The sequence below is a fragment of the Leptospira sanjuanensis genome (genome assembly GCF_022267325.1).
In the GTDB taxonomy this organism is placed as follows: Bacteria; Spirochaetota; Leptospiria; order Leptospirales; family Leptospiraceae; genus Leptospira; species Leptospira sanjuanensis.
Genome location: NZ_JAIZBG010000001.1, coordinates 3,399,120 through 3,425,720, shown reverse-complemented (window position 1 = coordinate 3,425,720; position 26,601 = coordinate 3,399,120). Strand labels below are relative to the sequence as shown.

23 protein-coding genes and 3 tRNA genes are annotated in these 26,601 nt (G+C 46.6%); 14 read left to right on the top strand and 12 right to left on the bottom strand.

What is annotated here, in order from left to right; all coding sequences use genetic code 11:
• Positions 1 to 337: 337 nt before the first annotated feature.
• Positions 338 to 2,002, top strand: coding sequence for a hypothetical protein (locus LFX25_RS15565; RefSeq protein WP_238731024.1), 1,665 nt, complete (start codon positions 338 to 340; stop codon positions 2,000 to 2,002).
• A gap of 100 nt (positions 2,003 to 2,102) precedes the next feature.
• Here LFX25_RS15565 and LFX25_RS15560 read toward each other — a convergent pair whose 3' ends face one another.
• Together LFX25_RS15560 and LFX25_RS15555 are read right to left on the bottom strand one after the other, a co-directional pair.
• Positions 2,103 to 2,798, bottom strand: a complete 696-nt coding sequence (locus tag LFX25_RS15560; RefSeq protein WP_238731023.1) for a TetR/AcrR family transcriptional regulator — start codon at positions 2,796 to 2,798, stop codon at positions 2,103 to 2,105.
• A gap of 7 nt (positions 2,799 to 2,805) precedes the next feature.
• Entirely contained in the window at positions 2,806 to 5,916 is a 3,111-nt protein-coding gene (locus LFX25_RS15555; RefSeq protein WP_238731022.1) for an efflux RND transporter permease subunit, read from the bottom strand.
• Between the two features lie 237 nt (positions 5,917 to 6,153).
• Here LFX25_RS15555 and sppA point away from each other — a divergent pair, with 237 nt between their 5' ends.
• From sppA to LFX25_RS15520, 7 genes are all read left to right on the top strand, one after another.
• On the top strand, positions 6,154 to 7,107 hold the full coding sequence (gene sppA / locus LFX25_RS15550; RefSeq protein WP_238731021.1) for a signal peptide peptidase SppA: 954 nt from the start codon (positions 6,154 to 6,156) through the stop codon (positions 7,105 to 7,107).
• 5 nt (positions 7,108 to 7,112) lie between these two features.
• Entirely contained in the window at positions 7,113 to 7,712 is a 600-nt protein-coding gene (locus LFX25_RS15545; RefSeq protein ID WP_238731020.1) for a hypothetical protein, read from the top strand.
• Positions 7,709 to 8,458: a 5'/3'-nucleotidase SurE gene (surE, locus tag LFX25_RS15540; RefSeq protein WP_238731019.1), complete on the top strand. Its 750-nt coding sequence runs from the start codon at positions 7,709 to 7,711 to the stop codon at positions 8,456 to 8,458. Before LFX25_RS15545 ends, surE begins: the two co-directional genes overlap by 4 nt.
• Complete coding sequence (locus LFX25_RS15535; RefSeq protein WP_238731018.1) at positions 8,451 to 9,158, top strand: tetratricopeptide repeat protein; 708 nt, start codon at positions 8,451 to 8,453, stop codon at positions 9,156 to 9,158. Before surE ends, LFX25_RS15535 begins: the two co-directional genes overlap by 8 nt.
• Before the next feature lie 35 nt (positions 9,159 to 9,193).
• Positions 9,194 to 9,265, top strand: a tRNA-Pro gene (locus LFX25_RS15530).
• 18 nt (positions 9,266 to 9,283) lie between these two features.
• Positions 9,284 to 9,360: transfer RNA gene (locus LFX25_RS15525), tRNA-Arg, on the top strand.
• Positions 9,361 to 9,375: 15 nt separating this feature from the next.
• Positions 9,376 to 9,451, top strand: a tRNA-His gene (locus LFX25_RS15520).
• 103 nt (positions 9,452 to 9,554) lie between these two features.
• On the opposite strand, the gene LFX25_RS15515 is transcribed toward LFX25_RS15520, so the two are convergent.
• Positions 9,555 to 10,184 carry a hypothetical protein gene (locus LFX25_RS15515; RefSeq protein WP_238731017.1) on the bottom strand — a complete coding sequence of 210 codons (630 nt, stop codon included), beginning with the start codon at positions 10,182 to 10,184 and terminating at the stop codon, positions 9,555 to 9,557.
• A gap of 87 nt (positions 10,185 to 10,271) precedes the next feature.
• Between LFX25_RS15515 and LFX25_RS15510 the strand changes: the two genes are divergently transcribed.
• Entirely contained in the window at positions 10,272 to 11,192 is a 921-nt protein-coding gene (locus LFX25_RS15510) for a TIGR01777 family oxidoreductase (RefSeq protein WP_238731016.1), read from the top strand.
• Between the two features lie 28 nt (positions 11,193 to 11,220).
• Here the strand turns inward: LFX25_RS15510 and LFX25_RS15505 are convergent, their stop codons facing one another.
• Genes LFX25_RS15505 through galK form a run of 3 tightly spaced genes read right to left on the bottom strand, consistent with a single transcriptional unit; the run spans position 11,221 to position 13,460 of the window.
• Positions 11,221 to 11,838 carry a uracil-DNA glycosylase family protein gene (locus tag LFX25_RS15505; RefSeq protein ID WP_238731015.1) on the bottom strand — a complete coding sequence of 206 codons (618 nt, stop codon included), beginning with the start codon at positions 11,836 to 11,838 and terminating at the stop codon, positions 11,221 to 11,223.
• A 12-nt stretch (positions 11,839 to 11,850) separates the two neighbouring features.
• Complete coding sequence (locus tag LFX25_RS15500; RefSeq protein WP_238731014.1) at positions 11,851 to 12,273, bottom strand: STAS domain-containing protein; 423 nt, start codon at positions 12,271 to 12,273, stop codon at positions 11,851 to 11,853.
• Positions 12,274 to 12,308: 35 nt separating this feature from the next.
• Entirely contained in the window at positions 12,309 to 13,460 is a 1,152-nt protein-coding gene (gene galK / locus LFX25_RS15495; protein ID WP_238731013.1) for a galactokinase, read from the bottom strand.
• 197 nt (positions 13,461 to 13,657) lie between these two features.
• On the opposite strand from galK, the gene LFX25_RS15490 reads away from it, so the two are divergent.
• The 3 genes from LFX25_RS15490 (at position 13,658) to LFX25_RS15480 (ending at position 16,655) form a co-directional block, all read left to right on the top strand.
• Complete coding sequence (locus LFX25_RS15490; RefSeq protein ID WP_238731012.1) at positions 13,658 to 14,995, top strand: glucose-6-phosphate isomerase; 1,338 nt, start codon at positions 13,658 to 13,660, stop codon at positions 14,993 to 14,995.
• A 124-nt stretch (positions 14,996 to 15,119) separates the two neighbouring features.
• Positions 15,120 to 15,455, top strand: coding sequence for a hypothetical protein (locus LFX25_RS15485; protein WP_238731011.1), 336 nt, complete (start codon positions 15,120 to 15,122; stop codon positions 15,453 to 15,455).
• Positions 15,456 to 15,767: 312 nt separating this feature from the next.
• Positions 15,768 to 16,655, top strand: a complete 888-nt coding sequence (locus LFX25_RS15480; RefSeq protein ID WP_238731010.1) for a hypothetical protein — start codon at positions 15,768 to 15,770, stop codon at positions 16,653 to 16,655.
• Here LFX25_RS15480 and LFX25_RS15475 read toward each other — a convergent pair.
• From LFX25_RS15475 to LFX25_RS15460, 4 genes are read right to left on the bottom strand one after another with little or no spacing between them, the layout of a single operon-like run.
• Entirely contained in the window at positions 16,646 to 17,374 is a 729-nt protein-coding gene (locus LFX25_RS15475; protein WP_238731009.1) for an NTP transferase domain-containing protein, read from the bottom strand. The two genes, LFX25_RS15480 and LFX25_RS15475, sit on opposite strands and share 10 nt — an antisense overlap.
• 10 nt (positions 17,375 to 17,384) lie before the next feature.
• Positions 17,385 to 18,389, bottom strand: a complete 1,005-nt coding sequence (locus LFX25_RS15470) for an aminoglycoside phosphotransferase family protein (RefSeq protein ID WP_238731008.1) — start codon at positions 18,387 to 18,389, stop codon at positions 17,385 to 17,387.
• A 6-nt stretch (positions 18,390 to 18,395) separates the two neighbouring features.
• Positions 18,396 to 19,907 carry a hybrid sensor histidine kinase/response regulator gene (locus LFX25_RS15465; protein ID WP_238731007.1) on the bottom strand — a complete coding sequence of 504 codons (1,512 nt, stop codon included), beginning with the start codon at positions 19,905 to 19,907 and terminating at the stop codon, positions 18,396 to 18,398.
• A 31-nt stretch (positions 19,908 to 19,938) separates the two neighbouring features.
• Positions 19,939 to 22,260: a PAS domain S-box protein gene (locus LFX25_RS15460; RefSeq protein ID WP_238731006.1), complete on the bottom strand. Its 2,322-nt coding sequence runs from the start codon at positions 22,258 to 22,260 to the stop codon at positions 19,939 to 19,941.
• A gap of 181 nt (positions 22,261 to 22,441) precedes the next feature.
• Between LFX25_RS15460 and LFX25_RS15455 the strand changes: the two genes are divergently transcribed.
• Entirely contained in the window at positions 22,442 to 23,305 is an 864-nt protein-coding gene (locus LFX25_RS15455) for an alpha/beta fold hydrolase (protein ID WP_238731005.1), read from the top strand.
• 12 nt (positions 23,306 to 23,317) lie between these two features.
• On the opposite strand, the gene LFX25_RS15450 is transcribed toward LFX25_RS15455, so the two are convergent.
• Both LFX25_RS15450 and LFX25_RS15445 read right to left on the bottom strand, forming a co-directional pair.
• Positions 23,318 to 24,517, bottom strand: a complete 1,200-nt coding sequence (locus LFX25_RS15450) for a DegT/DnrJ/EryC1/StrS family aminotransferase (RefSeq protein ID WP_238731004.1) — start codon at positions 24,515 to 24,517, stop codon at positions 23,318 to 23,320.
• Positions 24,518 to 24,625: 108 nt separating this feature from the next.
• Complete coding sequence (locus LFX25_RS15445) at positions 24,626 to 24,802, bottom strand: hypothetical protein (RefSeq protein ID WP_238731003.1); 177 nt, start codon at positions 24,800 to 24,802, stop codon at positions 24,626 to 24,628.
• A gap of 304 nt (positions 24,803 to 25,106) precedes the next feature.
• Here LFX25_RS15445 and add point away from each other — a divergent pair, with 304 nt between their 5' ends.
• The gene (add, locus tag LFX25_RS15440; RefSeq protein WP_238731002.1) at positions 25,107 to 26,435 is read left to right on the top strand and encodes an adenosine deaminase; all 1,329 of its coding nucleotides are present in this window, start codon (positions 25,107 to 25,109) and stop codon (positions 26,433 to 26,435) included.
• Positions 26,436 to 26,601 lie beyond the last annotated feature (166 nt).

The window sequence follows — 26,601 nt, the reverse complement described above, 5'->3', positions numbered from 1 at the left end:
AGACTTTCTTTTTCCGTCGTATCCTATCGTACTTTCCGGTCTTGCCGGATTCTTTACAGGTAAGGAATAGGCCGGTTGATTCTCCCGTAACGTTTTTTGAAGCCGAAAAACGTCCATACAAAGTCCGCGGATTTGTTTCCCGGACCATTCCTAAAAGAAAATATCTGGGCAAGCCGCCGTCTGAATCCTGCATGGGGCGTTTTATCGGATTTGAGCATTGTAATCAAAATGAAATAATTCTCTCATCTGATTGTAACGTAAATGAAATATAGATTTCGATTAAATTACAAAAAGGTTCAAACAGAGAAGGGGACGGATCTTGATCCGGTATCTTGAAATGGAAAAGAAAAAGAAACGTAATATAAGGGTTAGAAAATTACAAATCGGTTTTCAGATAATCGGGTTGGTTTTGTTAACCGAAGTCGGTTTATTCGCTCAGGATAAGCCCGTGGGAGACAAATCGGCCGAAAAAGCGAAGAAGGAATTTTACGAAGACAACGATACGGGTCTGATTTATACGAAACCCGGTCCGAACCGAACTAAGATCGATTCCTTGAACAAAGAAGGGGCTTTTCCGGAACGCAAGGATATGCAGCTCCCCAATCATTACAAACACAGACCCGACAACATCAATGAAGAGAAACTCGTGATCGCCGCAAGAACGCAGTTCCGCGCGGTCAGCGGGGATCGCCAATCTCCCTTTTCCGGGAACGAGGACTTTCATACCGCCGATGCGAACTTTCGAAGACTTCGTCTCGGATTCTTTTACCAAGGTGCGAAGTGGTGGGGTTTTGCGACCCAGCTTCGTCTCGAAAACGCGATCAACAGCCAATTCTTAAGAGTTACGAAGGATAAAACTACCGGAGACGTTCAGGATGTAACCTTGAACGACGCGAGAGGTTTGATTCACGAAGCTGTCGTCTGGCTGAACATTCCGTTTATGCATTCCCGTTTTACGATCGGTCAGATCAACGTTCCGTTCAACCGGGAATACATCCAGAGTTCGGCGAACTTCGTTTCCTTGGAACGATCGATCGTAACCAATATGCTTCCTCAGTTCGACACGGGCGCGATGATCGCGGTTCACCCTCTCAGCGTCGTCGATAAAAAATACACGAGATATTTATCTTTGCACGGTTTTATCGGGAACGGTCACGGAGGCGGCGGGGACTACGGGTACGGTAGAAGACAAGACAATACTGCGGCTCGTCAAAATCTTCCTCAGCTACTCGCTCCGATTTATTACGGAAGAATTCAATACAACGCTTTCGGCGGTTTGGTGAAGAAGGACAACGATATCGGCTGGGTGGAAGGAGACGAGATCTTTCAGGACGATGCGAAGTTGTCTTTCGGAGCGGCCGTCGCGCAAACGACTCAGTTGAAAACCGCACAACCCGTTCCCGTTGAATATCTGTTTAAAGAAATCAATCCTACAACGGCTCTTGCGATTCAGCAGACTACTCCTACCGGAGGTACGGATCCGACGGGACTTCGTTCGGATTATCTCGCGGCCAGAACAATCACTACGCCGGGACGTCCGAATTTCGGAATTGTCGGTCATACTTACGATATGACGTTTACATGGAAGGGGTTTTACTTAAACGGAGCTTGGAGCAAATTTTCCGGCTCGGCCGCAAATCAAGTGATGGGATATCACGGGATGATCGGCTACAACTTCCATCTTTACGATTCCAAATACATCATGCCCGTTCTTAAAGCGGAGTTTATGAAAGGGGATTGGAATCAGAATCAGATGTTCGAACCCGGCGAGGCGTATTACATCTATTGGGCCGGAATCAACTTGATGGGAGATTATCATCTCTTCAAGGTTCAACTTTTCTATCAGGTCATTCATACGAACGTCGCGAAGAATTATTTCTGGAACACTCCGGACAATCGGGACGCGAGAAACGTCTATCTTCAGTTCCAAGCGAATTTTTGGACGGGAACGACTTCTCCCGAGAATATTTCCGGCGGTGCGATTTACAGACAGGACTATTGATCCAAGTCGGACGAAGGGACGGATCATCCGATCGACGCGATGTCCGTTCCGGTTTGTTTCCGTTTCAGAAACTCGGCGAAATGTTTTTTACGAAAACATTTCAAGTTACGAGAAGGGATCGGTCGTAGAGTTTCAAAAGAGATCCGATTTCCACGTCTCCCCCCAATGTGCAAAAAAAAGAATATGCCTGATTGATGGTAAACCCTTCGATCAGGTATCGAAAGATCAGAAAGATCTCCTCTTTTTCGAAATCCATCCGAATATACCCGAGCTTTTGCGCGCGTTTGATATTGCTCAGATGATACCGCTGATACAATCGATTGTAGTAGTTTATTTTTTTCTGAAGTTTTTCGTTCGTGAGAATTTCGTTCGTGAGGAATTGGTAACAGACACGGTTGAGTTCCTTTTTGGAATGGATCTCCAGCAGGATCGGTTTGAGATATTCTTCGCGGATCGCGAGAGAACTCGTGCATTTCTGAAACAAGGACTGCGTGATTTCCAGATCTTTTCGAGCCGCGTAGTCGATCAGAATATAGATCAGATCGTCCTTGCTTTTGAAGTGTTCGTAAAACGTTCCTTTGGCGAATCCCGCTTGCGCGGTAATGTCCTCCACTCTCGCTTCGTGAAACCCCTTGCTTCCGAAAATCATCAAGGTCGCTTCTAAAAGTTTGTCCCTTGTTTCGACTGATTTTTTCGATTCTTTCTTTGCGGAAGTGGGGTAATGCGCTCCGAATCCGGGAAAGTTTTCCTTTTTCCCGGATTCGTTTTTGAGATCTTCTTTTGGGTTCGAAGTCAACGCCTTATTACTTCTTGGATTTTTTACCGCTGAATTTCATAGAAAGATCGTTGAACACGGATAAGGTGATCGGAACGTATAAAAGGCTGCCAAGCGTACCGAAACCCAATCCCCAACCTAAGGCCAAGGTCATCGGAATCAAAACCGGATCGGAACCTCCGAGACTGTATGCGGTCGGCAAAAGACCGGCCACCGTGGTAAGAGTAGTCAAAAGGATCGGCCTGAATCTCCGTTGGCTCGCTTCGATCAGAATTTCGTCCATCGTCGCTTTCGAATCTTTTCGAATCGAATCGATACAATCCACAAGAACGATCGATGCGTTTACGAGAACTCCCGCGAGACCGATGATACCGATCATCGCCAAGAAGCTGATGGATTTGCCGGAAAGAGGAAAGCCGATCACGATTCCTATGATTCCCAACGGAATGGTGCTTAGGATCAACACGGGTTTCCAGAAGCTTCGGATCGTTAACGCAAGAATTCCGAAAATACCGAAGATCGCGATCAGTCCCGCCTTTGCGAGAGAAGCCATCGATCTTTGTGTGTCTTTTTCTTCTCCGCCGAAGCTGATCGAAATGCCGGGATATTGTCTTTCGATCAGCGGTTTGAATTCGTCGATCACTCTTTGATTCGCGTCGTGCGCCGTGATTTCGTCTAACTTAACGTCGCCGTTGACGGTGATCGCTCTTTCGAAATCCTTATGCGCGAGAAGTTCGGGGGATTCGATCAGATCCATCTTGGAAATCTTTGCAAGATTCGTAATGTTTCCGGCCTTGTTGCGGAGAGGGATCGATTTGATCTCGTTCGGATTTTTGCGGAAGTCCTTGTCGTAAAGAACCCTCAGATATATTTTCGTTCTTCCTTTGCGGACTGTTCCCGCTCTTTCCCCGTCGTAAGCGGCGCGAAGACTGTTCGCTGCGGACAACGTGGAAACCCCCGTAAAACTTTCCAAACCTTCGTCGAGTTGGATATACATCTGCTTTCTTCCGTAACGATAATCGTCTCGAACGGAGAAAACTCCCGGAATCGATTTTAAAAACGCCTGAAGTTCGTTCGAAATCTTCTTTAGAGTTTCGTAATCTCTTCCTTGAATGGAAATCGTGATCGGCGCACCGATCGGAGGAGCGTTACCGAATTCCTCCAAAAAGATTTCGTTCACTCCCGGAGTTTTTCTTAAGTCGGGTTCGATGCTGCGGAGAATTTCCGAGGCCTTTCGATCCCGTTTCACTTCCGGCGTAAGATAAATCAGAATCACCGCGAGATTCTCGCCGAAACGAGACAACGGATCGTCGGGATCGGTTTGTTGAACTCCGATTTTCGTGGAATAACTGACCAACTCTTCCTTAGGAATTCGTTGAACGATGCTCTCCATATACTTCATCTTCTCTCTCGTTTGGAAGATTCTCGAAGTGGGGGGAAACTCCGCTTTGATCATGATGATCTCGATGTCTTCTTTCGGGAAAAGAATGAAGTCCATCTGAGACATCGCTCCGCAGGAACCGAATACGAGAAGAAGGATCACCGCAAACGAAGACTTCTTATGTTTGATGTTGAACGAAACGAACTTAGAAAACTTCGCTTCGATCGATTGGAAGATGGAATCCATCTTTTGACGGAATCGGCTTTTGATCTTCATCTGATCCGGAGTTTTTGCGAACGCGGCGATTCTCGCGGGAAGAAAGAGAAAGGATTCGATCAAACTCGCGGTAAGCGCGACGATCACGACCAGAGGAATTTCCCAGACGAATTTTCCCATGATTCCCGACATGAACAACATCGGTAAGAATGCGGTCACTGTCGTGAGGTACGAACCGAAAATCGGAACGATCATCTCCACGGTTCCGCGTAAGGAAGCGGTAAACGAATCGTTCTTTTCCGCGAGATACGTGTAGATGTTTTCCGAGATGACGATCGAGTTGTCGACGAGCATCCCCAAAGAGATGATTAGACCCATCATCGAAATCATGTTGAACGAAACGTCGAAAAACGGTAGAACCGCAAAGGTCATCAACATCGAAAACGGCAGGGAAAGGGAGGTCAATGTCGCCGTTCTAAAATCCAAAAACAGAAACAGAATTCCGAAGACGATCGCAAATCCGATCAACGCGTTAGACGAAACTACGTTCAAACGGTTCTTGGTCCGTTTTGCCTCGTCGTTTAACACGAACGTTTTCATGCCGGAAGGATAGGTTTTGGAAAGTTCGCCGAGTCGTTTGTGGACGTTATCCGCAACTTCGATCGCATCCGCTCTTTCCTTTTTGATCACGGAAAGAATCAAACCCTGTTTTCCGTTTGCGATCGCGAGAAATCTAGGATATTCGAACGTGTCCTCTACTCGCGCGAGATCGCGGAGTTTAACGGTGGAAAATATCTCGTTCGTTCTCGCGGGAATCTTTCCGATTTCCGAAGGATCCTTGAATTCACCGTCGATTCTCAAATCGAACGCGGTATCGGAGTCCACCGAACCCGCCGGAAGATTGATGTTCCGATTGCGGATCGTATTGGTGATATCCGTAAGATCGAGGGAATACTGCTTTAGTTTATTAGCATTGACTAATATTTGCCATTCTCTGTCGCGTTTTCCGAAGACGTCCACGCGTGCGACGCCTTGGATCTTTTCGAGTTCTCGTTCGACGAATTCCGCGGTGGTATGGAGTTCGATTTCGTCCTTACCTCCGAAGATCGAGAATTCGAGAATCGGAAATGAGCCCGATTTCCGTTCGGTCATTTTCGGTTTTTCGGTGACTTGAACCGGGAATTCGGACATCGCGTTGTCCACGGCTCTTCGGATTTCGTTCAAAACTTTTTCGGGGTCTTTTTCTTCCAGACTAACGCGAACGTCGATATCCGAGAGCGAATTACGCGAAAACGAACGGATCTCGTCGATTCCGTCGATTTCTTTGAGTCGTTCTTCGATCGGATACGTGACTCGAAGTTCCACATCCGCGGGAGAAGCCCCCGGGAATTTCGTGGAAATGACCATTTGTTTCATGTCCACGTTCGGAAAAGCGTCTCGTCGCAATCCCAAGAGGGATACGACTCCGGACAAGAAGATGAAAGTCATCCCCAAATACATGAAAAGGCGGTTTTTGATAAAGGATTCGATTAAGGATCTCATATATATTTCTGACTGACTGGTCAGTTTCTCAAAGGGTTTGTTTTGCTGTCAAACTTGAAAATGTGGGAACTCCCAAAAAACCGAAGAATTTTGTTTCGCGGAGGTGTAAGTGAGGAATGGAAAATGTGGGAACTCCTGCAAAATCCCCGATTTTCGGGGAAACTGGGACGGAACTCCGTCTAAATTCTCCTCTTATTTCATTTGACACCGCTAAAAGGGAAGAATCTGATCTCAAGAGTGGAAAGAAACCGCCTTGCATTAGCAATTACATTCGTATTAACCATTTTGTCCGTTCTCATCGGACTTGTGAACATCTCACTCGCGACTACGACCTCGAAATACTCCCGAACCACAGGAGGAACCTTCTTCAGTACGGCTCCGATCGGCGCGGCGTTGATCAAAATCGAAGGGGAGATTCATTCCGGACATTCCACCTTCGAATCGACGGGCTCCGAAAGTATTCTCCAGAAGCTGCGGGATATAGAAGGAAATCCGAATATTAAAGGAATCTTAATCGAAATCAATTCACCCGGCGGAACGGTCGGAGCTTCTCAGGAAGTTTACAACGAATTGATGCGTCTCCGCAAAACGAGAAAGATCGTCGTGTCGATGAAGGACATGGCGGCTTCGGGCGGATATTATATCGCCGCTTCCGCGGATAAAATCTTCGCGTTATCCGGAACGATCACCGGATCGATCGGTGTGATCGCGATGGCTCCGAACATCAAAGGACTTCTGGATCGTTACGGAGTGAAGATGAAAGTCTACAAGGAAGGAAAGTATAAGGATTCCTTGTCCTTGTTTCGCGATTCCACTTCCGAAGAAGACGAGATGATCCAGAAGATGCTTTCCGACACGTACAACGAATTCGTGCAGGACGTCGCCAAAGGAAGAAATCAAACCGTAAAGTCCGTACAAAATCTTGCGGAAGGACGCATCTATTCCGGGCAAGACGCGTTCCGCAATAAACTCGTGGATGAAATCGGAGGGAGAAAAGAAGCCCTCGAAGAATTATCCAGACTTTGTCAATACGACGGAGAAATCCCTCTTTACGAAGAGGAAGAATCTCCGTTCGACAGATTGTTTATGATGCTCGGTTCCAAGATGAATTCCTTTTCGGGCGAAAAGATCTTCTTCAAAGAATTTAAGAATTCTCCCGTGCTTGTGATTCTTCCTCAGGCGATCAGGTAAGTTCCTTGAAAGATTTATTGAATTCCATTCTCGAAGTTTTGGAAGCTTCCTTATACGAGCCGGTCCGTTTGGAAGCGGCACTTGCAAATTTAACGGATAAGAATCTGAATCTGTTTTCTTGGATCGTTTTGATTCCGAGCGCACTCAGCATTTCCGTCGGCGCGACGTATCTTTCGCCTCCTTATACGAGCGGTTCCATGGGTTTAATTTTCCTCGCGTTTGCGGCGAACCTTTCGATGATTTCCATTCTTCCTACGATGTTGGGCGCTGTGATCGATTTTTACGCCCAGAGAAAACAAAGAACAGGAAACGTCCATTATTCGTATAATCTTTGCCGTTTCGGTATGGCGATCTTCGTTTTCTTTACCCCGCTTGCGATTCTTTTGCGGGAAACCGGTTTGACCGGAGGAATCGGCTACTTTCTGATTCTTCTCTTTTTGATCGGATATTACGTCGCGATTTTATCCAGAGGAATTCAATACATCTACGATTTGAAAACCTCCGATGCGGTTCGTTTTGCGATCACCGCGGCCGTGATTTCGGGTGCGTTCCCGTTCGTGTTTTACTTCTATATTTCCGGTTCCATTCTCCATTTGATTTTATGAATATTCTGATTACCAACGACGACGGAATCGCTTCCTCCGGCATCAAGGCTCTGGAAGCGGTCCTTCAAAAAGAACACAATACGTATTTGATCGCGCCGCTGCGCGAACGATCCGCGACTTCTATGGCTTTGTCGATTTACGATTCGATGCGCGTGGAACGGATCAACGACAATCATTATATCGTGGACGGTTATCCGGCCGATTGTGTGAACATCGGCCTGCACGGCGAAATTTTTCCGAAGATCGATCTCGTTTTATCGGGAATCAACCGAGGCGTAAATATGGGACACGACGTTCATTATTCGGGAACGGTGGGCGCGGCGAGACACGGTGCGATTCACAATCGTCTTTCCTTGGCGGTGAGTTCGGGAAATATAAATAAAGAATACGATTATATTCGAGAAGCTGAATTTATCAAACATTTCATCCGTGAATACCTTTCGTTTTTGAAGATAGGAACGGTATACAACATGAACATCCCCGCCGATTTCGAACCTTCGATGGAGAATCTTAAAATTACGAAACTTGGCAAGCGAACCTACGAGGACACGTATTCCAAAAAGAATATCATCGGAGGAATCGCGGACTTTTATCTCGGCGGTTCCGAACTCGGACATTCCACGGACGAGGGCACGGATTTTACCGCGTTTTTTGCGGGAAAAGTCTCTCTAACTCCGTTGTCTCTCGATCAGACCGACGCGTCTTTGTTAAACGAACTTTCCGCTTCCTTGGGTAAGAATGTCTGATAAGGACAAGAATAAAAAATCCGCGTCCGCCAAAAAACGGATTCTTCAGGAAATCAATAAGGAGAATTTTCTTTTCGCGCTGACTCTGATCGACCGAGAAATCTCCTCCGGCAACGAAGACCCGGAACTATATTACAATTTTGCGATCTGTTGTGCGAGAACCGATAATCACAAAAAATGCGTTTCGATTCTCGAACAACTTTTGGAAAAATTTCCGCGTTTCGGGGAACGCGAAAATTCGATCTTGATGATCGTGTATTCTCTGATTCAAAACAAGGAATACGGCAAGGCTCTGGAAAAATGCGAGGAACGTCTCAAGGTGCAAGTCGACGACTTGAGAATTCTCTCCATGAAGGCTTTCGCTTTGGAAAAGTCGGGGCGTATCGAAGACGCGATCGAAATTCACAAAAGAATTCTCCGCTTGCGTCCCGATTATAAAAACAGTTTGAATTCTCTCGGTTATCTTTTGCTGAACCAAAGGGAGCCGAGTCCGGAAGAATGGAAATTGGCCGCCGATTGTCTGAAAACGGTTCTGAAAAACGAACCGGATCATCCCGCGTATTTGGATTCGTTCGGCGTTCTTCTTTCCAAGAGCGGCAAAAAAGAAGAAGCCATTCTCGCTTTCAAAAAGGCTCTCTTAAAAGCTCCTACACATCCTGAGATCTTACGACATATTGAAAAAGTAGAAGACTCTACTTGACAGTGCGGCTGTTTTTAAAAACATGGAGTCGGAAACGGGATGTAGCGCAGGGGTAGCGCATCTGCCTTGGGAGCAGAGGGTCGTAGGTTCAAATCCTATCATCCCGATTTTCCAAATCCTCCCAAGACTCGGTAGCTCAGTTGGATAGAGCAACTGCCTTCTAAGCAGTGGGTCGGGGGTTCGAATCCCTCTCGGGTCACCAGGATGAGCAGAGACGGAGAACGTAGCTCAGTTGGTAGAGCTCCAGTTTGTGGTACTGGCCGTCGCGGGTTCGATTCCCGTCGTTCTCCCCAGTTTTTGCGGGAACTCCTTCAAAACGTTTCGCGCTTTTTCCGGCTTTCCTCGCAGACTTTCTCATTCTCAAGTTTCACCGAAAATCGTTTTCAGCTTCGGTTTTCAATCTTCGCCGAGCCAAATGTCTTCGAGACAAAGTGTTTTGCTTTTGTCGGAGCTTTTCGGAGATTTCTCCAACCAAGTTCCGCCGACCGTCCAGAGAAACATGTTTTGTGGGAACTCCTCGCTTTTCCCCGGCCGATAGTATTGCCCAAGCGGGATTTCGAAATGTTTGGATTCGGAAAAACGGAGAACTTGTTCGCCGAGGATTTGATCCTTCGGCAATCGCAATTCTTTGTCCATGTCGATGGATTCTCGCAAGATAATTTCCAACTTTAGTTCGCCGACGGTTTCCGGACAACCGACAACATGAAGAGTCTTCCAGTTGGAAATTTCGGGCTTTCCATTTTGGAGATGATGCGTTTGTCTGAGTTCCACGAGAAAATCCTGTTTCAGGTCGGAACCCCGTAGCTTTGTCCACGTGGTCGCCTTGTTACGATCCAACAAATGAGAAATTCTCGAGTTCCGATCCGAAAGATACGAGTTCGTAAAATCGAATGCCAAAAACGGAGGACGTTCGGTATACGTCTCGATTCGATTCTTAGTGGTATTCCATAAATAAAGATTTCCGGATAGGATTGCGATTGGGAAAATTAAGGTTAAACTTTTGAAGAGAACGTTTTTAGGAATCACAGGATCAAAATTGCGGGAACTCCTCCGTTTGGGCAATCAGGATTCTTGCGTTTTCAAAAACCGAACAATAGAAGAAAGGAATCAACTATGAAAGTAGGAATTGCCGGCGGAACCGGTTTGATCGGAAGAACATTGGCGCATCGTTTGCTTCAAACCGGAAATTTCGTGAGAATTTTCAGCCGTTTTTCCGATATTCCCCCGTTGCTTCGCGGCCAAAAAAATCTGGAAATCGTCGCGGGAACTTTTCCTAAGTCCAAGGATCTGCAGGGATTGGACGCCGTCGTAAATCTTGCGGGCTTTCCGATCGCGGGTGTTCGCTGGACGGAAAAAGTAAAACAGGAAATCCGATCTTCCCGAGTCGATTATACGAAGAACTTAGCCGCTTCTTTGCAAACGGTCGTGGATATTCCCCCGGAAGTTTTGATTCAAGGTTCGGCTATCGGTTATTACGGTTCGTATGAGGACGATGCGAACACATTTTCGGAAGAATCTCCTTTGGGCCGCGATTCTCTCGCAACGTTATGCGCTGATTGGGAAGCGGCCGCGCAACCCGTAACGAACATAGGAATTCGTCTCGTAAAAATTAGAACGGGGATCGTCTTGAGTCCGTTCGACGGCGCTTTGAAAAGTATGCTTTCTCCGTTTCGGCTCGGGATGGGCGGCCCGATCGGTTCGGGAAAACAAATTCTCAGTTGGATTCATATCGAAGACATGGTGAGCGCGATTCTTCATTTGATCGAAAACAAGGAACTTAGCGGGGCTTTCAATTTGGTTTCTCCTCATCCCGTTAACAACGAGACGTTCACCAAAACGCTTGCAAGCGTGTTAAGACGACCCGCGTTTTTTCGAGTTCCCGCGAGCGTGTTGAAGTTTCTGTTCGAGGACGGAGCGGACGTGATTCTTCAGGGACAGAAGGTCGTTCCGCAACGACTTTCCAAATCCGGTTTTACGTTTCGATATCCGAATCTGGAGGAAGCTTTGCGGGAGCTTCTGCAGGCGCATTCGTGAAAGTTATTTATTCTTTTTGAATATAGTTTTAAAGGGAGAATTCCTCCCGGATGACCGGATGTTTTTTGAGTTTGTTCAGAGCCTGTTCTATCAGCCTTTTGCCGATTTCCGTATGATTCCAGACGTTGAGTCCGGACGGATGGGGCAACGGAATCCAATCCACGTTGATTCCGTGGAATTCTCTCGTAAATCGCTGACCGATTACATCTTCCAGTTTGTATTTTTTGATTTCGATCAACTGATCGATCGCGAGTTTTCCGATAGGAATTAAAAGTTCCGGTTTGTGAAAACGAACCTCGAACTCCAGAAACTCCGAACAGTTCGAAACTTCGTCCGAGTCCGGTTTACGATCTCCGCTCTTGGCCTTTCCTGGAAAACAACGGCAAACCGCGGACATGTTCACCTTGGTACGAAAGGTTTCCTCTTCGATTCCGATTTTCCTGAACCAACCGAAGAGAGTTTTTCCGGCGGTATAAGCGAAGGGTTTGCCGAACCGTTCCTCGTGAACCCCGGGCGCCTGACCTAAACTGATGATTCTCGCGGAAGGAACACAACCGTGAACCGGATTGCCTTCCATTTTGGGACATTTTCTGCAGCTTAAAAGATGATTTATGTGATTTGAATATTCTAATTTTCTGTTTTTCATTCAAAGGGGAAATCAATTCATAATAATGTTCATCGCGTCCGTCAGAGTTCCGGTCACGCGGATCAGCGATTTTAATTTCGTAAGTTCCAGGATTTTATTCACCTGGGAAGAAGGAGAGAATATCGCGATTCCTCCCTTTCCGTTTTTGACCAGCTTTGCGTGGGTGCTCATAAAAACTGCAAGACCGGAGGAATCGATATAACGGATGTCTTCCATGTTCACGAAAATAAAAACAAAACCTTTATCGATCAGATCGAAGATTTTCTCCTTTAAAGCGTGTGCGGAATAGAGATTGATTTCGCCGCTGATTTTCAGGACGACCGCGTCCTTCGGAAAATTTCCGGGAACGTCCTCCTTTTGAAGAGCCACCTTGAGTTCGTTGATTGAAAAATCCACTTCGTCGCCGTCGAGGCTAAGAGAATCGTCTGCTCCCATTTCGTTTATCTCCAGTTCTATTTAAAATCGGATTTTTAGAATTCTTTGACTCCGTCCGAAATTCGGAACGTATACAACTCGGGGTTGCTTTCAAATTTCTTAAAGTAACGGCTTTTTATTTTCTCGAACAGTATATCTTTTCTTCCCGCTTTGTCCAGTATCAAAACGCAACCGCCGAAACCGCCTCCGATCATTCTCGCGCCGAGGACACCTTCGGCCTTGAGTTCTTCGACTATAAAATCCGTCTCTTCACACGAAACTTCGTAGTCTTTGGAGAGGGAATCGTGACATTCGAATAGGATTTTTCCCGCTTCTTCCGCATTACCCGACTTCAAATTCCCGATCATGTTGCGGGTTCGATATCGTTCCGAGGTGACATGTCTTGCTCGTCGGATTTCGGTTTCGTTCAGACCGAAGGAAGAATTCTCCGCATCCTCCGGTTCCGCTTGATATAAGGTCGCGAGTTCCGGTCTGTGTTTTTTGATTTTCTGAAACGCCGATTCGACTTCCTTTCTGCGATCGTTGTAAGCGCTGTCTTTAAGAGAATGTTTCACTTTGGAATCGATCAGATAGAATTCATAACCGTCGAGACGCATTTCGTAGAATTCATATCGGAGATTTTCCGTATTCAATGCGATGCAGAAACCTTCCTTTGCGGTCGCGATCGCGAATTGATCCATGATTCCGCAGTTCACTCCGACAAAACGGTTCTCCGCCCTTTGACTGAGCAGAGCGATTTCTTCTCTGGAAAAATTCCAACCGTGAATTTCCGAAAGCGCGAATGCAACCGCGACCTCGAACGCAGCGGAGGAAGAAAGTCCCGCTCCTTGCGGAATATTTCCCCAAACGACCAAATCGAAAAAGTCCGGGACGAGACCGAGCTTTTGAAACTCGTCGATCACTCCATAAACGTAATTCACCCAAGAATGTTTCGAATCGTAAGCGGCGGACGGGGATTCGATTTTTTCACCCGTTGAAACGGAGAAGATTCTGAACTTGCGGACTTCGTTCTTACGGATCGCGATCCGAATCGAAAAATCGATCGCCGCCGGCAACACGATTCCTCCCGCGTAGTCCACGTGTTCGCCGATGATGTTGATTCTTCCCGGCGCTGAAAAAAATCGGATCGTTTCACTGCTCGGGGAGAATTCTTTCCGGAGAATTTTCGCTAATTCATCTTGATTCATTTTGGTAAATACGGTTTGAAAATCCCGGAAACATTGATGGACGCTCGGATTCCGTCAATCCTTCTCCGTCGCGAAGACTTGGTTTTTTCTTGCCCCTCGATTCCATTTTTCTAAACTGTTCCAGCGTTCGTTTTTCGGTAGAATTTTCGCGGCCGTTTCCGAAATCATAACGTAAAAAAGATACTTCGTAATAATTTATGATTCGATTGGAAACCAGATTCGCTTCTTCGTTTGTTCCTTCCGGGGAATTCGAACCCTTTTTGGCAAAGGCGGAATCCGCAAGAAAGACGCTTCATTCCCTTCAAGGAAAGGGAAACGAATATTTGGGTTGGTTGGATCTTCCGAAACGAATCCAAGAATCGGAAATCGAAAAAATCATCCAAGCGGCACAAAGACTTCGTGCCTCTTCCGAAGTGGTGGTCGTTATCGGAATCGGCGGTTCGTATTTGGGATCGCGCGCCGTTCTGGAGGCGACTCTTCCTTTTTTTCAAAGACCTTCCCAAGGAAATCCGGGAGTCGTCTTTGCGGGACATCATCTCGAATCCAGATATTTGTCCGAGTTGATGGAATATTTGGAGGATAAGGATTTTTCGGTAAACGTAATTTCCAAATCGGGAACGACCACCGAACCTGCGATCGCATTCCGTCTTTTCTGGGAACTTCTCCGTAAAAAATACGGAAACGCGGCCGCTTCGAGAGTCGTAGCCACCACCGATTCCTCCAAGGGCGCTTTGAAGACTTTCGCCGACTCGGAAGGTTTCGAAACGTTTACGATCCCCGACGACGTGGGAGGAAGATATTCCGTTTTGACGCCGGTCGGGCTGTTTCCGCTCGCCGTAGCCGGAATCCAGATTCGAAATTTTATATTAGGATTTCAGAATATTCTGGAAGTTTTACATTCGGAGTCGAATCCGCTGCTTAATCCGGCCACGCATTACTCCGCTCTCAGAAATTATTTTTTATCCTCCGGAAGACATGTGGAAGTATTAGCGAATTTTAATCCTTCTTTGCGTTATCTCTCCGAATGGTGGAAACAGCTTTTCGGAGAAAGCGAAGGTAAGGAGAATAAGGGAATTTTTCCGGCTTCCATGGACTTTACCACCGATCTTCATTCCCTCGGTCAATACGTTCAGGAAGGGAAACGGATTCTGTTTGAGACCGTTTTAAGTCCGGTCGAAATCCGCTCCGATCTGACTTTAAAACCTACACCCGACAATCTGGATTCTCTCAATTTCTTGGCCGGAAATACGCTTGGTCACGTGAACGAACAAGCGCGTCTTGGAACTCTTCTCGCGCACGCGGACGGCGGTGTTCCTTGTTTGGAATTGATCTTTTCCGATATTTCGCCGAAGTCCTTGGGGGAGTTAATGTATTTCTTCGAGTATTCTTGCGCGATTTCCGGTTATTCCCTCGGAGTCAATCCGTTCGATCAGCCCGGAGTCGAGACCTATAAAAAGAATATGTTCGCCCTTTTGAATAAGAACGGTTTTGAGAAAGAGGGAGAATCGCTTCGCAAAAGAATTCTCGGAAACTGAAGGATTCGTTCGGATAACACTATCGTTTAGCGTTTCTTCCCGTATACATCCCGATCATTCTATCTTTTCGATGAAAATTATTTTACTGCTTGACATGTTTTAAAATTCAGCACGCTATGAAGGCATGAAAGGGCTTAGAAACAAAATCAGCATTTCGCTGACGGGCGTCCTCGCTTTGGCGTTTCTGTTTCTTACGTTTTCTACCCCTTTTTCCAGCAATCTTCCTGGGAAGTTGCCTACCCAAAAACAGATCATAGACGGGATTGAATCCGAATATAAAGAGCCGGTCCAATTGGAAGAGGAATCCGAATTCCTTTTCAGTTTCCTCTCTTTAACCCACAAAAACATTCTATTCGTATTCAAGGGCAAAATAACTTCCCTCCAGGATAGGTTCCAATTCCATTTCTGTAACATCCAAACTCTAAATCTGCTGAATTTACCGCCTCCTTCTCTCGTATAACTAGTCCTTACGTTTTCTAGTTTTGTCCTTACGGGGGAAATATGTCTTACCATTCTCTGTTCGTTATTTTCGTAATATACAGCGCCGTGCTTTTGACCTTTGAGGTTGCTGGTTCGTTATTATCATCGATTTTATCTTTGTCCTTATTACTGTTTGCAACTTACGGATCTCCAAATTGTGCCAATCCCGGTTTTTGGGAATTTACTCGTTCCCGAAACCGGGGTTGGCATATTTTTTTTCCGGCCTAAAAATAGGTTTCTTTTATCTCGAAGTTGAGGTAGTTTTGCCGGGGAATTTTTCCCCGAAGCAAAAATGGACCAAGAATTCAAAAGATGGACCCGCCTTCTGCGGGCGATCGAATCCGGAACCCGGATCGAGCTTACCGGTTATATCCTCAACGATTCGTTTCGGACCAACTTGGAAAAGTTCGTAAAGCTCTGTCTCGAAAATTATAATAAGAACGATTTGGCGCCTGTCGTATATTCCGTGATTCAGGAAATGCTTTTGCGAGCCGCCATGTCCAACCTGCGCGAATATTTTTCCTTCGAAAAGGGGATCGATCCTTTTGATCAAAGCGTCTTCGATGCCAGCGAGGAAGAATTTAGGAAATTCTTACATACGTTCGACGCCAAGGCTGTGCGAAACGCTCTCAAAACGAAAGGATTGTTTCTAAAAGTGATCATTCGTCACAACGATACGGGCCTTGCCGCGGAAGTATTACACAATTCTAAACTGATTCCGTTTATGGAAGAGCGCCTAAGAAAGTATCTTTCGGCCGCGATGGAATTTAAGAATTTGATGGACTACTACGATTGTTATCCGGCGGACCGTGAAGGACGGGACATCGGACTTGCACTTTCGATATTGATGCTCAGGGAAACCGGATTGAAACCGGAACTGCTTCGTATCGGTTCGGGAGAAGAAGTTCATACTTCGCGTTTGGAAGTTCCTTTCGGAGAGGAATATCGGAGCATCCGCAAAAAAATCCTGAACGACGAGGAGATTCTTCCGTTTCCGAAAGAAAGCCACGAAGAAGCCGAACTTCCTTGGAAAACGAGTCGTTGCAGTTTTTGCGGGAGAACGGTGGACGATCGGATTTTCTTTTCCAAAATTCCGGACGACATCCCCGTAATGGGAATTCCGGAACCGATTCGCGCCGGAAATGGAATCTGCGCCTGGTGCCTTTCTTCCTATCTCTGAATCCTTAAACTGCAGAGATCCAAAAATTCCGGCCACCGTTCTCCGAGGTTCGGTGAAAAGTCCCGATTCTTTAGAGAAAGATAATATTCTTTTTCACCGAGGTCGATCGCCTCGCCCGGAAAAATTTCTCCGGCTAATCTTCGTTTTGCGGAAAGCCCGCGGAACGTATTGGAAAGATCGAAAAACGTTTCGGGTTGAATGTCGCTTAACACCGCGCTGTTCAACACAGAGATTCCGATGTAAAATAGGTTTCCGCTTCCGAACGTGACCTTCCCTTCATCGAGTCCTAGTCCCGTATAACTCGCATTTGACGGTTGAGACATTAAATACAAAAGACAATCGTTTCCCGGAAGCGAGGTCGGGAGTCGAAAACCTGTTTCGGGAAAATAAAGGAAATCGGGATTTACGATTCCGATCGTTTCACCCATCCAACCGGCTCGCGTAAGTCCGGTTACGATTCCGCCCGCGGTCCCTAAGATCTTTTCGGTTTCGTCCGAAAAAAACAGAGGAAAAGGTCGAAAGTCTTTCAGTTCCTTTCTGATCTTCCCTCCGAGATAATGCGTGTTGACGACCGCAGCCTCGGCGTTTTGCATCCAGGCTTGAAAGAGAGAATAATAAATCAGAGGAATTCCGTTCACAGGAAGCAGAGGTTTAGGAAGGTCTTTGGTCAGCTCCTTCATTCTCGTTCCGAAACCGGCGGCGGGGATAAAAAATTTCAAAACGTTTCTCTCAAGGTTTGAGTCCTTTTTTAAAGGAGGAATTCTCCAGAAGTTCTTCCTTTAATAGATGAAAGAAGACATACAACTGATCCGGGAACAAACCCGCTTGTACGATTTCCAATAGATTATCGAGCGCGCTCAAAATGCTGGGTCTGTATTTATCCATCTTCTTGTCCGCGACTAGATAAAAATAAGAACCTAACGCCTTATACGAACGCTGCAGACATTGAATGTAATAACATTCCTTGGATCTAGGAAAATTGTGTTCGCTCAATTTTAGAAAAAGCTGATAGAGTCCCTGCCGCATCGCGAAAGGAATCGGTCTGTATGCGTCGTAGAGAATGCTGGAAAGATCGTAGAACGGAGTTCCCATTCTCGCGTCCTGAAAATCGATCATGCAGATTTCATTTTGCGGATTGATCAGAAGATTTCTTCCGTGAAAATCCCTGTGACAAAACACCTTGACCGGATATTCGGCGAGAAACGCCGAACATTCCTCGATGAATATCTTTACTTCGCTTCGAAGCTGCGTCTTGAGATTGAATTGTTTCTGAAGCTTTAGGTAATTTGAATACGTGAACTTGCTTTCGAACCCGAGTTTTTCCACGTCGAATTCCCGGGAACTTACGGGAGGAATCGGATGCGTCTTTTGCAGTTTTACCAAAATCTCGATCGACTTTACGAGCCATTCCCGGTATTCCACGTCGTCCGTGATCGAAGTGAGATCCTTTTCGCCTCCGTCCGTCATTAGGATCAAAAAGTGAATCAGATCCTTTTTTAGAATTTCGGGAACGTGAAAGTGTTCGTGCGATAAGAACTCCGCGACGTCGATGAAGTCGTGTTGAAAACGAACGTCTTTACAGAGTATCAACGTTCGATCCGCGTATTGGACCCGGAAATACTTCCGATCGGAAGCTTCCAATGTGATCGGTGAAATCTTTTCGGGGAATTTACCGGCGTATTCCAAAAATTTCAGTTCTTGTTCGGTAAGGGTCGTTGCGGCAGCGTTGCTCATGGATGCTTATACCTTATCCGGAAAGACCAAACGGAATTCCGTTCCCGAGTTCGGTTCCGACTCGATTTCGATTCTGATTCCGTATTGATCGGCGATTTCTTTTGCGACGAACATTCCGAGTCCCGTTCCTTTTCCGATTCCCTTGGTCGTAAAATAGGGTTGATAGATTTTTTGAATCACTTCTTCGTTCATGCCGACCCCGTCGTCCAAAATCGAGACGACGGGGTGATGATTTCTAATATATACGGAAATACTAATATTTCCCCGATTGCCCGTCGCGTCCGCGGAATTCAGCATGATGTTGGAAAGTAACAGAGAGAGCTGATCCTGATTCGATTCGACCAGCACCGGATTGGGTTCCGGCTTAAAATGAATCACACAGTGTTTGAGCCGCGAAGTTTTCTGAAAAACGTCGATCACGCTTTCTACCGAATCGTTTAGGTTGATCGGTTCGGAAGACTTTCTTAAGTTGTCGCCCGGTTTACCGAGTTGAAGCAGGTTGTTCGTAAGCGTTTTGAGTTTGATCAACTGACTCCAAGTAATCTGAATCGCCTTTTGACGCGTCTGTTCCGTAGAATCGGGAAGTCTTGCGATTTCGATATGTCCTTGAATGGCCGTCAGAGAGTTGTTGATTTCGTGTCCGATGCTCGACGCGAGCGTGGAAAGGAATGCGCGCCTTTCCGCGTCGATGAGTTTTTCCGAAATCAGAAGTTTGCTCGTGATGTCCCGCGCGATTCCGGTATAATAGGTCTGACCTTCGATGTCGTAATAACAGATCGAGATGTCGTATGTCCGCACTTCTCCGTTTTTACTTTTGAGATCGGATCGGTTGATTCTCGCGATTTGTTTTTTGACCTTACGCTTGAGGAGCTGTGCAACCTTTTCCATGTATACGTTTTCTCTGCCGGGAGGGATCAGGATGTTGAAGTGTTTTCCGATGATTTCCTCCTCCGGATAACCGAATGCGTCTAACGCGGCTTGATTCATGCTGGAGAAGTTGAGGTTCTGGTCGAGGGTGATGACGCAGTCGCTCGTTGCGCTGAGAATATTATAATTTTGTAAATAAAGATCCTTGGCTCTCTGTGCGAGTTTCGTATTCTCCGTCGCCGACTTGATGAGGGTTTCGGCGTGTTGATCGCGGGTTTCCTTTTCCACTTTGGCTTTTTCGAGAACTTCCAAGATGCTCGTTCTTCGGATCGGCTTGGAGATGTAATCGAAAGCTCGGTTGCGGACTGCTTCCTCGGCGGTGGTGAGATCGGGATTTCCGGTCATTAAGATGACGGGAATGTTTTCGTTGATTTTGCGGATTTCCTTCGTGACTTCGATTCCGTTTTTGCCGTTCATCACGATATCGGAGATCACGATGTCGATGTTTTGACTTTTGATGATTTCAAGAGCGGAATCGTAATCCTTTGCAAGGAACACGCGATACCCTTCTCTGGAAATGACTCTTTCCAGAACCGTGCGGATTTCGGATTCGTCGTCGATCACGAGTACTGATGTTGACTTGGATTCCATAGGACAACGCTATTTTACCAGAAAAACCGATCTATATGGGAAGGCGAATCAAAACCCTAGTCCCGTTTCCGGGAGAAGAGTCCAAAGAAATCGTTCCGTTGTGTTCGGAAATGATCCTTTGTGAAATGGCAAGACCCAATCCCGTTCCTTGTTTTCCTCTTCGAGTCGTAAACAAAGGTAGAAACGCCTTATCTCGAACTTCTTTCGTCATTCCCGGACCGTTATCTGAAATTGTAAAAAGAATCGAATCCCGATTCAAATGAAATTCTTTTCTGGCGTTGATCGTAATTTTGGGAGAAGCCGGTTTTACATCCATTTCGGAGATTGCGTTGATCGCATTGACCATACAGTTGATCAAAACCTGTTCGATTTCCTGCCATGCAACGCGGATTTTAGGAAGATCGGGGCTTGCGATCCGTTTGAGTTCGATTCCGTTCTTTCTACAGGAAACTTCGATCAACTCGCAGGCTCGAAGAAGAATATAATACGGAGAAACGAGTTCCTTTTCCCGCGTTACCGTCCTTCCCAAATCCAAAAGGGATTTGATTAGGTCGCGTATGCGTATGCTCGCAGCCTCGATGCGTTTGTAAATTTTTTGCCGTTCAATAGGATCGGCTTCTTCGGTTTCGATTAAGTCTTCCAGATACAAAAGACTCGCTTGCAGAGGGTTGTTGACTTCGTGCGCGATCCCGGCGGCGAGTTCTCCGATGGAGGCGAATCTTGCGGTTTCGTAGAGTTGTTTGTCGAGGAGTTTGGTCTGAGTGACGTCCGAGAAAATCAGCATCACCGCTTCCCCTTCTTCCCTGTATTTTTTTAAAGGGAGAATCTTGATCGAGAAGAAGTTTTCCTCTTCCGCGATGAATTGGATCGGAAGATCCAAAAAGACCGCTCTTTGCGAATCGAGACAGCTTTTGATTCCGGCTTTGAGTTCGTCCGAAACGTTCTCGGCAAATAACGAAAAGAAATCCTCTCCGGGATTTACATTCAAAATTTGGAATAAAAGAAATTTGAGAATCGGCGCGACTTCGAGAACGATTCCTTCGGGGGTCAAAATCACGATTCCGTTGTTCATCGCTGAAAAAAGATTTCTGAGTTTGATCTCCGAAGAACGGATCAGTTCCTCGTTTTTCTTTTGTTCGGTGATATCGAGCAGGAGAAGGATCGTTCCGATCGAATTTCCGTATTCGTCCCGGATTCGCGAGGAAGCGAGGAGCATCGGCGCTTCTATTCCCGGAAAAATTTTCATCTTGATTTCGGTTCTGAATTCTTCCTTGGAAAGACGATCCAAAACCGAAGGAGTGAGATTTAAGAATTCCTCGATGGGAAGATCGATGAAATCTTCTTTATAAACTCCTAATATTTTTTCGAGACTTCGGTTTCCGTACGTGATGTAACCTTCGTCGTCGGTCGAAATCAGCGGAACTTCGATCGAATTGAGAAGGGCGCCTTGAAACTGAAGTTTTTTCGAGTTTTCGATACGAGTTCGTTCCGTTTTCGCGTTTTGAAGCGAGCTGTGGACGTCGGAGATGATCTCCTCGTAAAGAAAATTCTCTCCGGAATCGAAGGCCATCCCTTCCAAAGAAAGAATTTCGATTCCTCCTAGGAGTTGTCCTTTTTCCCGGATTCCGATCGAAAGACTTCTGCGGAATTTGTGATCCGCAAAAAGGGATTCCCATTCGGCGTATTTTCCGTTTCCGAACTCGTGGATGATGAAATTCTCCTTCGTTTCGATCAGGTTGCGCATCGGAAAGAGAGCATTAGAAGAAATGAATGAATGAATCTGCTGCTTGAGGACCGGATTCATATCCCGTTGACCGATGACCTGCAATTCTCCTTCTTTAAAGTAGAACGCCCAGACCAAAAAGTAATGCGGATTCTCCTTTAAAGTGTCGCAGAGTTTTTGAAAGACGGAACTTTCCGAAGTCAAGTATCTCAGGTTTTGTCTCAAGAGCCGTAGGGTTCTTAAGATACTTTGCATATAATAAAGTCTGAGTTCGGTCTGTTGGATCTCGGATCGATCCGTGAAGTAAAAAAGAAAGACGTCTTTTCCCCCGAAGCTGGAAGTGTTGATGGTAAAGTTGACGAGCTTTCTTTGTCCGTGCTTGTCCCTTAACTGCCAATAGACTTTGAGAGGTTCGTTGCGTTTGATCGTGAACGTTTCTCTCGGATTGTTCGGACTGGGAAGAATGAAATCGAGAGGTTTGCCTCTGAGTTCTTCTCCGGAATAACCGAGCAGGTTTTCGAGAGTCGGATTGACGTATAAAATTTTCTCCGTTTCCGTGTCTAAGGCGAGAATTCCTTCCTTAACCGGATAGAAGAAGGAATGAAGCACGGAGAGTAAAGAGTCGGGCATGCTGATCCGGGAAAACCTATATTGTATTTCGGCTTTCTTTCGATTCTTTGCAAGAATTAAATCGGGAAACTTGCAAGCGGAAGGATTTACAGCGAGAGCAGGGATGGAATTTTTGAAATCGACCGGCTCTTTTTCCCGTTCGCCGGAACTCTGCTACTTTTAACATAGAGAATATGCAATCATGAAATCGATGTACGGATTGTTCCTGCGCTACTATCACTGGAAAAAGAAAAAATATATGAAGGAGATCCTAGGGTTCGAGGATCTTAAAGCGGATATCGGGGGCAATTCCGTTTATTTTTTGGAGAAGAATCCGGACAGGAATAAGACGATTCTGTTGATCCACGGGTTGCTCGATTCGGCTACGGGACTTCGCAGGGTCGCTCCCAAGCTGCGGCAGGATTATCGTATTTTAATTCCGGACATTCCGGGGTTCGGAAAGAGCAAACTTCCTCCTCTGAAATATCTCTATCAAGTTGACGTGTTCGGTGATTTGATCTACGAGGCGATTCGCAAACTGGACCTCGATAATCTTGTGTTAGGCGGACATTCGATGGGCGCATTGATCGCGATGCATATCGCGCTGCGGGATCGGGAGAAACGGATTTCCAAATTGGTTTTGATTTCTCCCGGAGGAATTCCTCATCCCAAACGGGACGAGATGAAGGAACTTCTGTTTCCGAAAAACGAAAACGATCTCGTTAAGCTGATCGAAGCGTTGTATTACGAAACTCCCGAGCTTCCGGGAAGAATTGCAAGAAAGGCTTTGATTCAATCTTGGAACGAACTGCCGAATCAATTTCTGACGATCAATACCCTTGAACGGGAAGCGGAAATCTTTTTAGGCAAAAAACTCGGTGATATAAAAATTCCGGCGTTGATCGTATCCGGCAAAGAAGATCCGATCACGGACGTAGCGATGACGAAGAAGCTGCATTCTTACCTGAAGAAGAGCAAGCTCGTCCTGATTCCCGATGCGAAACACGCCATCCACATGGAAAAACCGGAAGAGCTTTCGCTGGAAATCAATCGTTATCTGGATTAAAAGCGCTCCGTTTCAGAGCGCGTTGAAAATTTCTTTGACCGCTTTGATCACGTCCTGAACGTCTCCGTCCTTCATTCCCGGAAACAAAGGAATCGAAAGCGATCTCGAATACATCGCGTTCGCGTTCGGGAAATGTTCCTTTTTAAATCCGAAACGGGAACCGTAAAACGGATGTTCGTAAAGAGGAATAAAATGAAGGCTCGAACCTATATTCCGTTTTTTTAATTCGGCCGCGAAGATGTCCCGATCCATTTTGGAGGAAGCGCGGTCGACTTCCACGCGGAAGAGATGCCAGGAATGTTCTCCGTCCGGAGCGGAAAGAGGCAGATGTAAAAACGGAAGATCGGCGAATTCTTTTTTGTACAATTCGGCGATTGCAATTCTACGTTTCCAGAGATCGTCCGCTTCGGAAAGCTGAACGATGCCAAGCGCTGCGGCGACGTCGGTCATATTGTATTTAAAACCGGGGGAAACGACTTCGTAATACCAACCCGGACGATCGTATGTTTCCCGGTTGATTCCGTGAAGACGCATCAATTTGATCCGATCCGCAAAGTGAGAATGGTTGGTCGTCACCATTCCTCCTTCGCCGGTCGTGATTCCTTTGGTGGCATAAAAACTGAAAACGGTAAAATCGCCGAAGGTGCCGATCTTTCTTCCTTTGTGAACGGCGGGGAACGCGTGGGCCGCGTCTTCGATCACGTAGAGATGATATTCTTTAGCGATTTCTAATATACCTTCCATGTCGCAGATCACTCCCGCAAGATGTACGGGAAGAATCGCCCGTACCGTTTTGCCGGTTTTTTTATGGAAGAGGGTTCCGTTTTGATAGATACATTCTCTTTCGATTGTGGCGCGGAGAGTTTCCGGTGTCATCAGGTTGAAGATCGGATCGACGTCCGTAAGAATCGGTTCCGCGTCGAAGTAACAGATGACTTCCGCGGTCGCGGTAAACGTAACCGCGGGGCAAATGGCCGCATCTTCCCGGCTCATTCCGATTGCCTCCAAAGCGAGATGAAGACCTGCGGTCGCGGAGTTGAGAGCCAGCGCGTATTCGGCTCCGGTGTAACGCGCAAATTCTTCCTCGAATTCTTTCACCTTAGGACCGGAGGTGATCCAGCCGGATCGGAGAACTGCGGAAACTTCTTCGATAGCCCTTTCCGAAATGCAAGGTAGGGCGAATGGGAGAAAGGTTTTGCGTGCTGTAATCATAAATCGGACATAACCCCCGGTGCTTTTTTAAGCTTCGGCAGATTTCGATTTTTCCTGAGTTGTAAATCGATCGGCGATCCGGAAAAATGTAGGAACTCATACGAAAACTTACGGCCGCATCCCCGCAAGCGGGGTCGGGCCGCTCCAGACTCGCGGAGTCCCGCTCGGTCCGAGGCGTCGGTCGAAAAAAAAGCGTGCTCTTTCTTCTACAGGAACCGCAAAATCGGACCAAGTCTTGCGCGTCCCTTGCGGGCTGTGTGTGGGAACTCCAATTGTAACCGCCATTGAGAATTTCTGGACTCAGAAGTTACGGGGGCGCTCTCTTTTCCACCTTCGTTGGAAACCACTCGCATCGCTCCGCTGCTCGCCGGCTATCTCGCTTCCTACGGGGCGCTCTCTTTTCCACCTTCGTTGGAAACCACTCGCGTCGCTCCGCTGCTCGTTGGCTATCTCGCTTCCTACGGGGCGCTCTCTTTTCCACCTTCGTTGGAAACCACTCGCATCGCTCCGCTGCTCGTTGGCTATCTCGCTTCCTACGGGTCGCTCGATAAGAATTGAAATCTTTTCCGAGGAAATATATTTTGCCTTAGTGGCGTTAACTTTTGGAGAGATTTTAGAACGAATTCGGATCATCGATCGCGATGTAACCGAATTGAACCGCCTGAAATCCAGGCTTCCCGCCGACCGTCCTTATTCTTCTTCCTTACAGATTTCTTTCGACAAACAGATCAACGAACTTTTGAACGAAAGGGTCGGACTCATGGAACTCGAGGTTCTGGACCCTCCTTCTTGGATTTTAGGAGTTCCCACGGCCGGCATTCCTCAAGAAACTCCGGTTCCGATCAAAGGGCTTTTTCCTTCCGGAGATCTTTCCAAAGAGAAGCCGGACGACCAAGATGTAATCAACTTCCTGCGGGAACTCCCCAAGACCGAAATCCATCTTCATCTCGAGGCCTGCGTCAACAAAGACACGATGAAACAGTTGATGGAAAAGAACGGGATCAGCGTTTCGGACGAAGAATTCGAAGCGAAGTTCAACTTCAAGGACTTGAACGGGTTCATCCAAGTATTCTTTTTTATACAATCGCTCGTGAAAGAACCCGCTGACTTTTCCTACTTTGTAGGGAGTTTGGCGGAATACATGCGGGCCAACAACATCGTTTACACCGAAGTGTTCTTCGCTCCTTCCAAATTCATCCAAAACGGACTCGATTTCGAGGAGATGATCGACTTTCTCGTGAACCGTATCCGTGAAGAAAAGGAAAACGACGGAATCACCATACGCTTGTTAGTCGATGTGTCGCGTTCCTTCGGACCGGAAAACGCGATGAACAACTTAAACCGCGTTTTAAAACTCAGACATCCCGAAGTGATCGGGATCGGTTTGGGCGGCGCGGAACTGATGGGGCCTGCGCGGGATTATCAGGAAGTTTTCAAAAAAGCGAGAGAAGCGGGACTCCGCGTGGTCGCTCACTCCGGAGAGGACGACGGTCCTTGGGCGATCTGGGAAGCGGTCGAACTTCTCAAAGCGGAACGGATCGGACACGGAACCTCCGCGATCCAAGATCCCGAACTCGTAAAATATCTCAGAGAGAATCATATCCCCATCGAGATTTGTGTGACGTCTAACGTATTTACGGGGAAATACGTCCGCAAGGAGCAGAATCACCCGGTTCGATACTATTACGATCAGGGACTTCCTCTCAGCGTGAACACGGACGATCCTGAAATATTCAACGTAAATCTTACATACGAATATTATAAACTTTGGAGATTCTTGGATTTCTCTTTGGACGAAATCGTGGACCTGATCCGGCAGGGAGTTTTCGCCTCCTTTCATCCGAACAAAGAATCCCTTTGGGCTGAGATGGAAAAGAAAATCCAAACGGTCAAAGCGCGATACGGTCTGAAGAGGTAGAAAGATCTTTCCGAATTCTCCTAAGTTCTCCGTTTCAAATTCTCTCCGAAACCGATTGTTCGGATTTTACCCCGAAACGAACTTTACCCGATCGATAAATTCTACGTTTCGAAATCTCTTTCGACAGGAAAATTCTTTTCTAAATTCCTTGTCGTATTAAAAATCG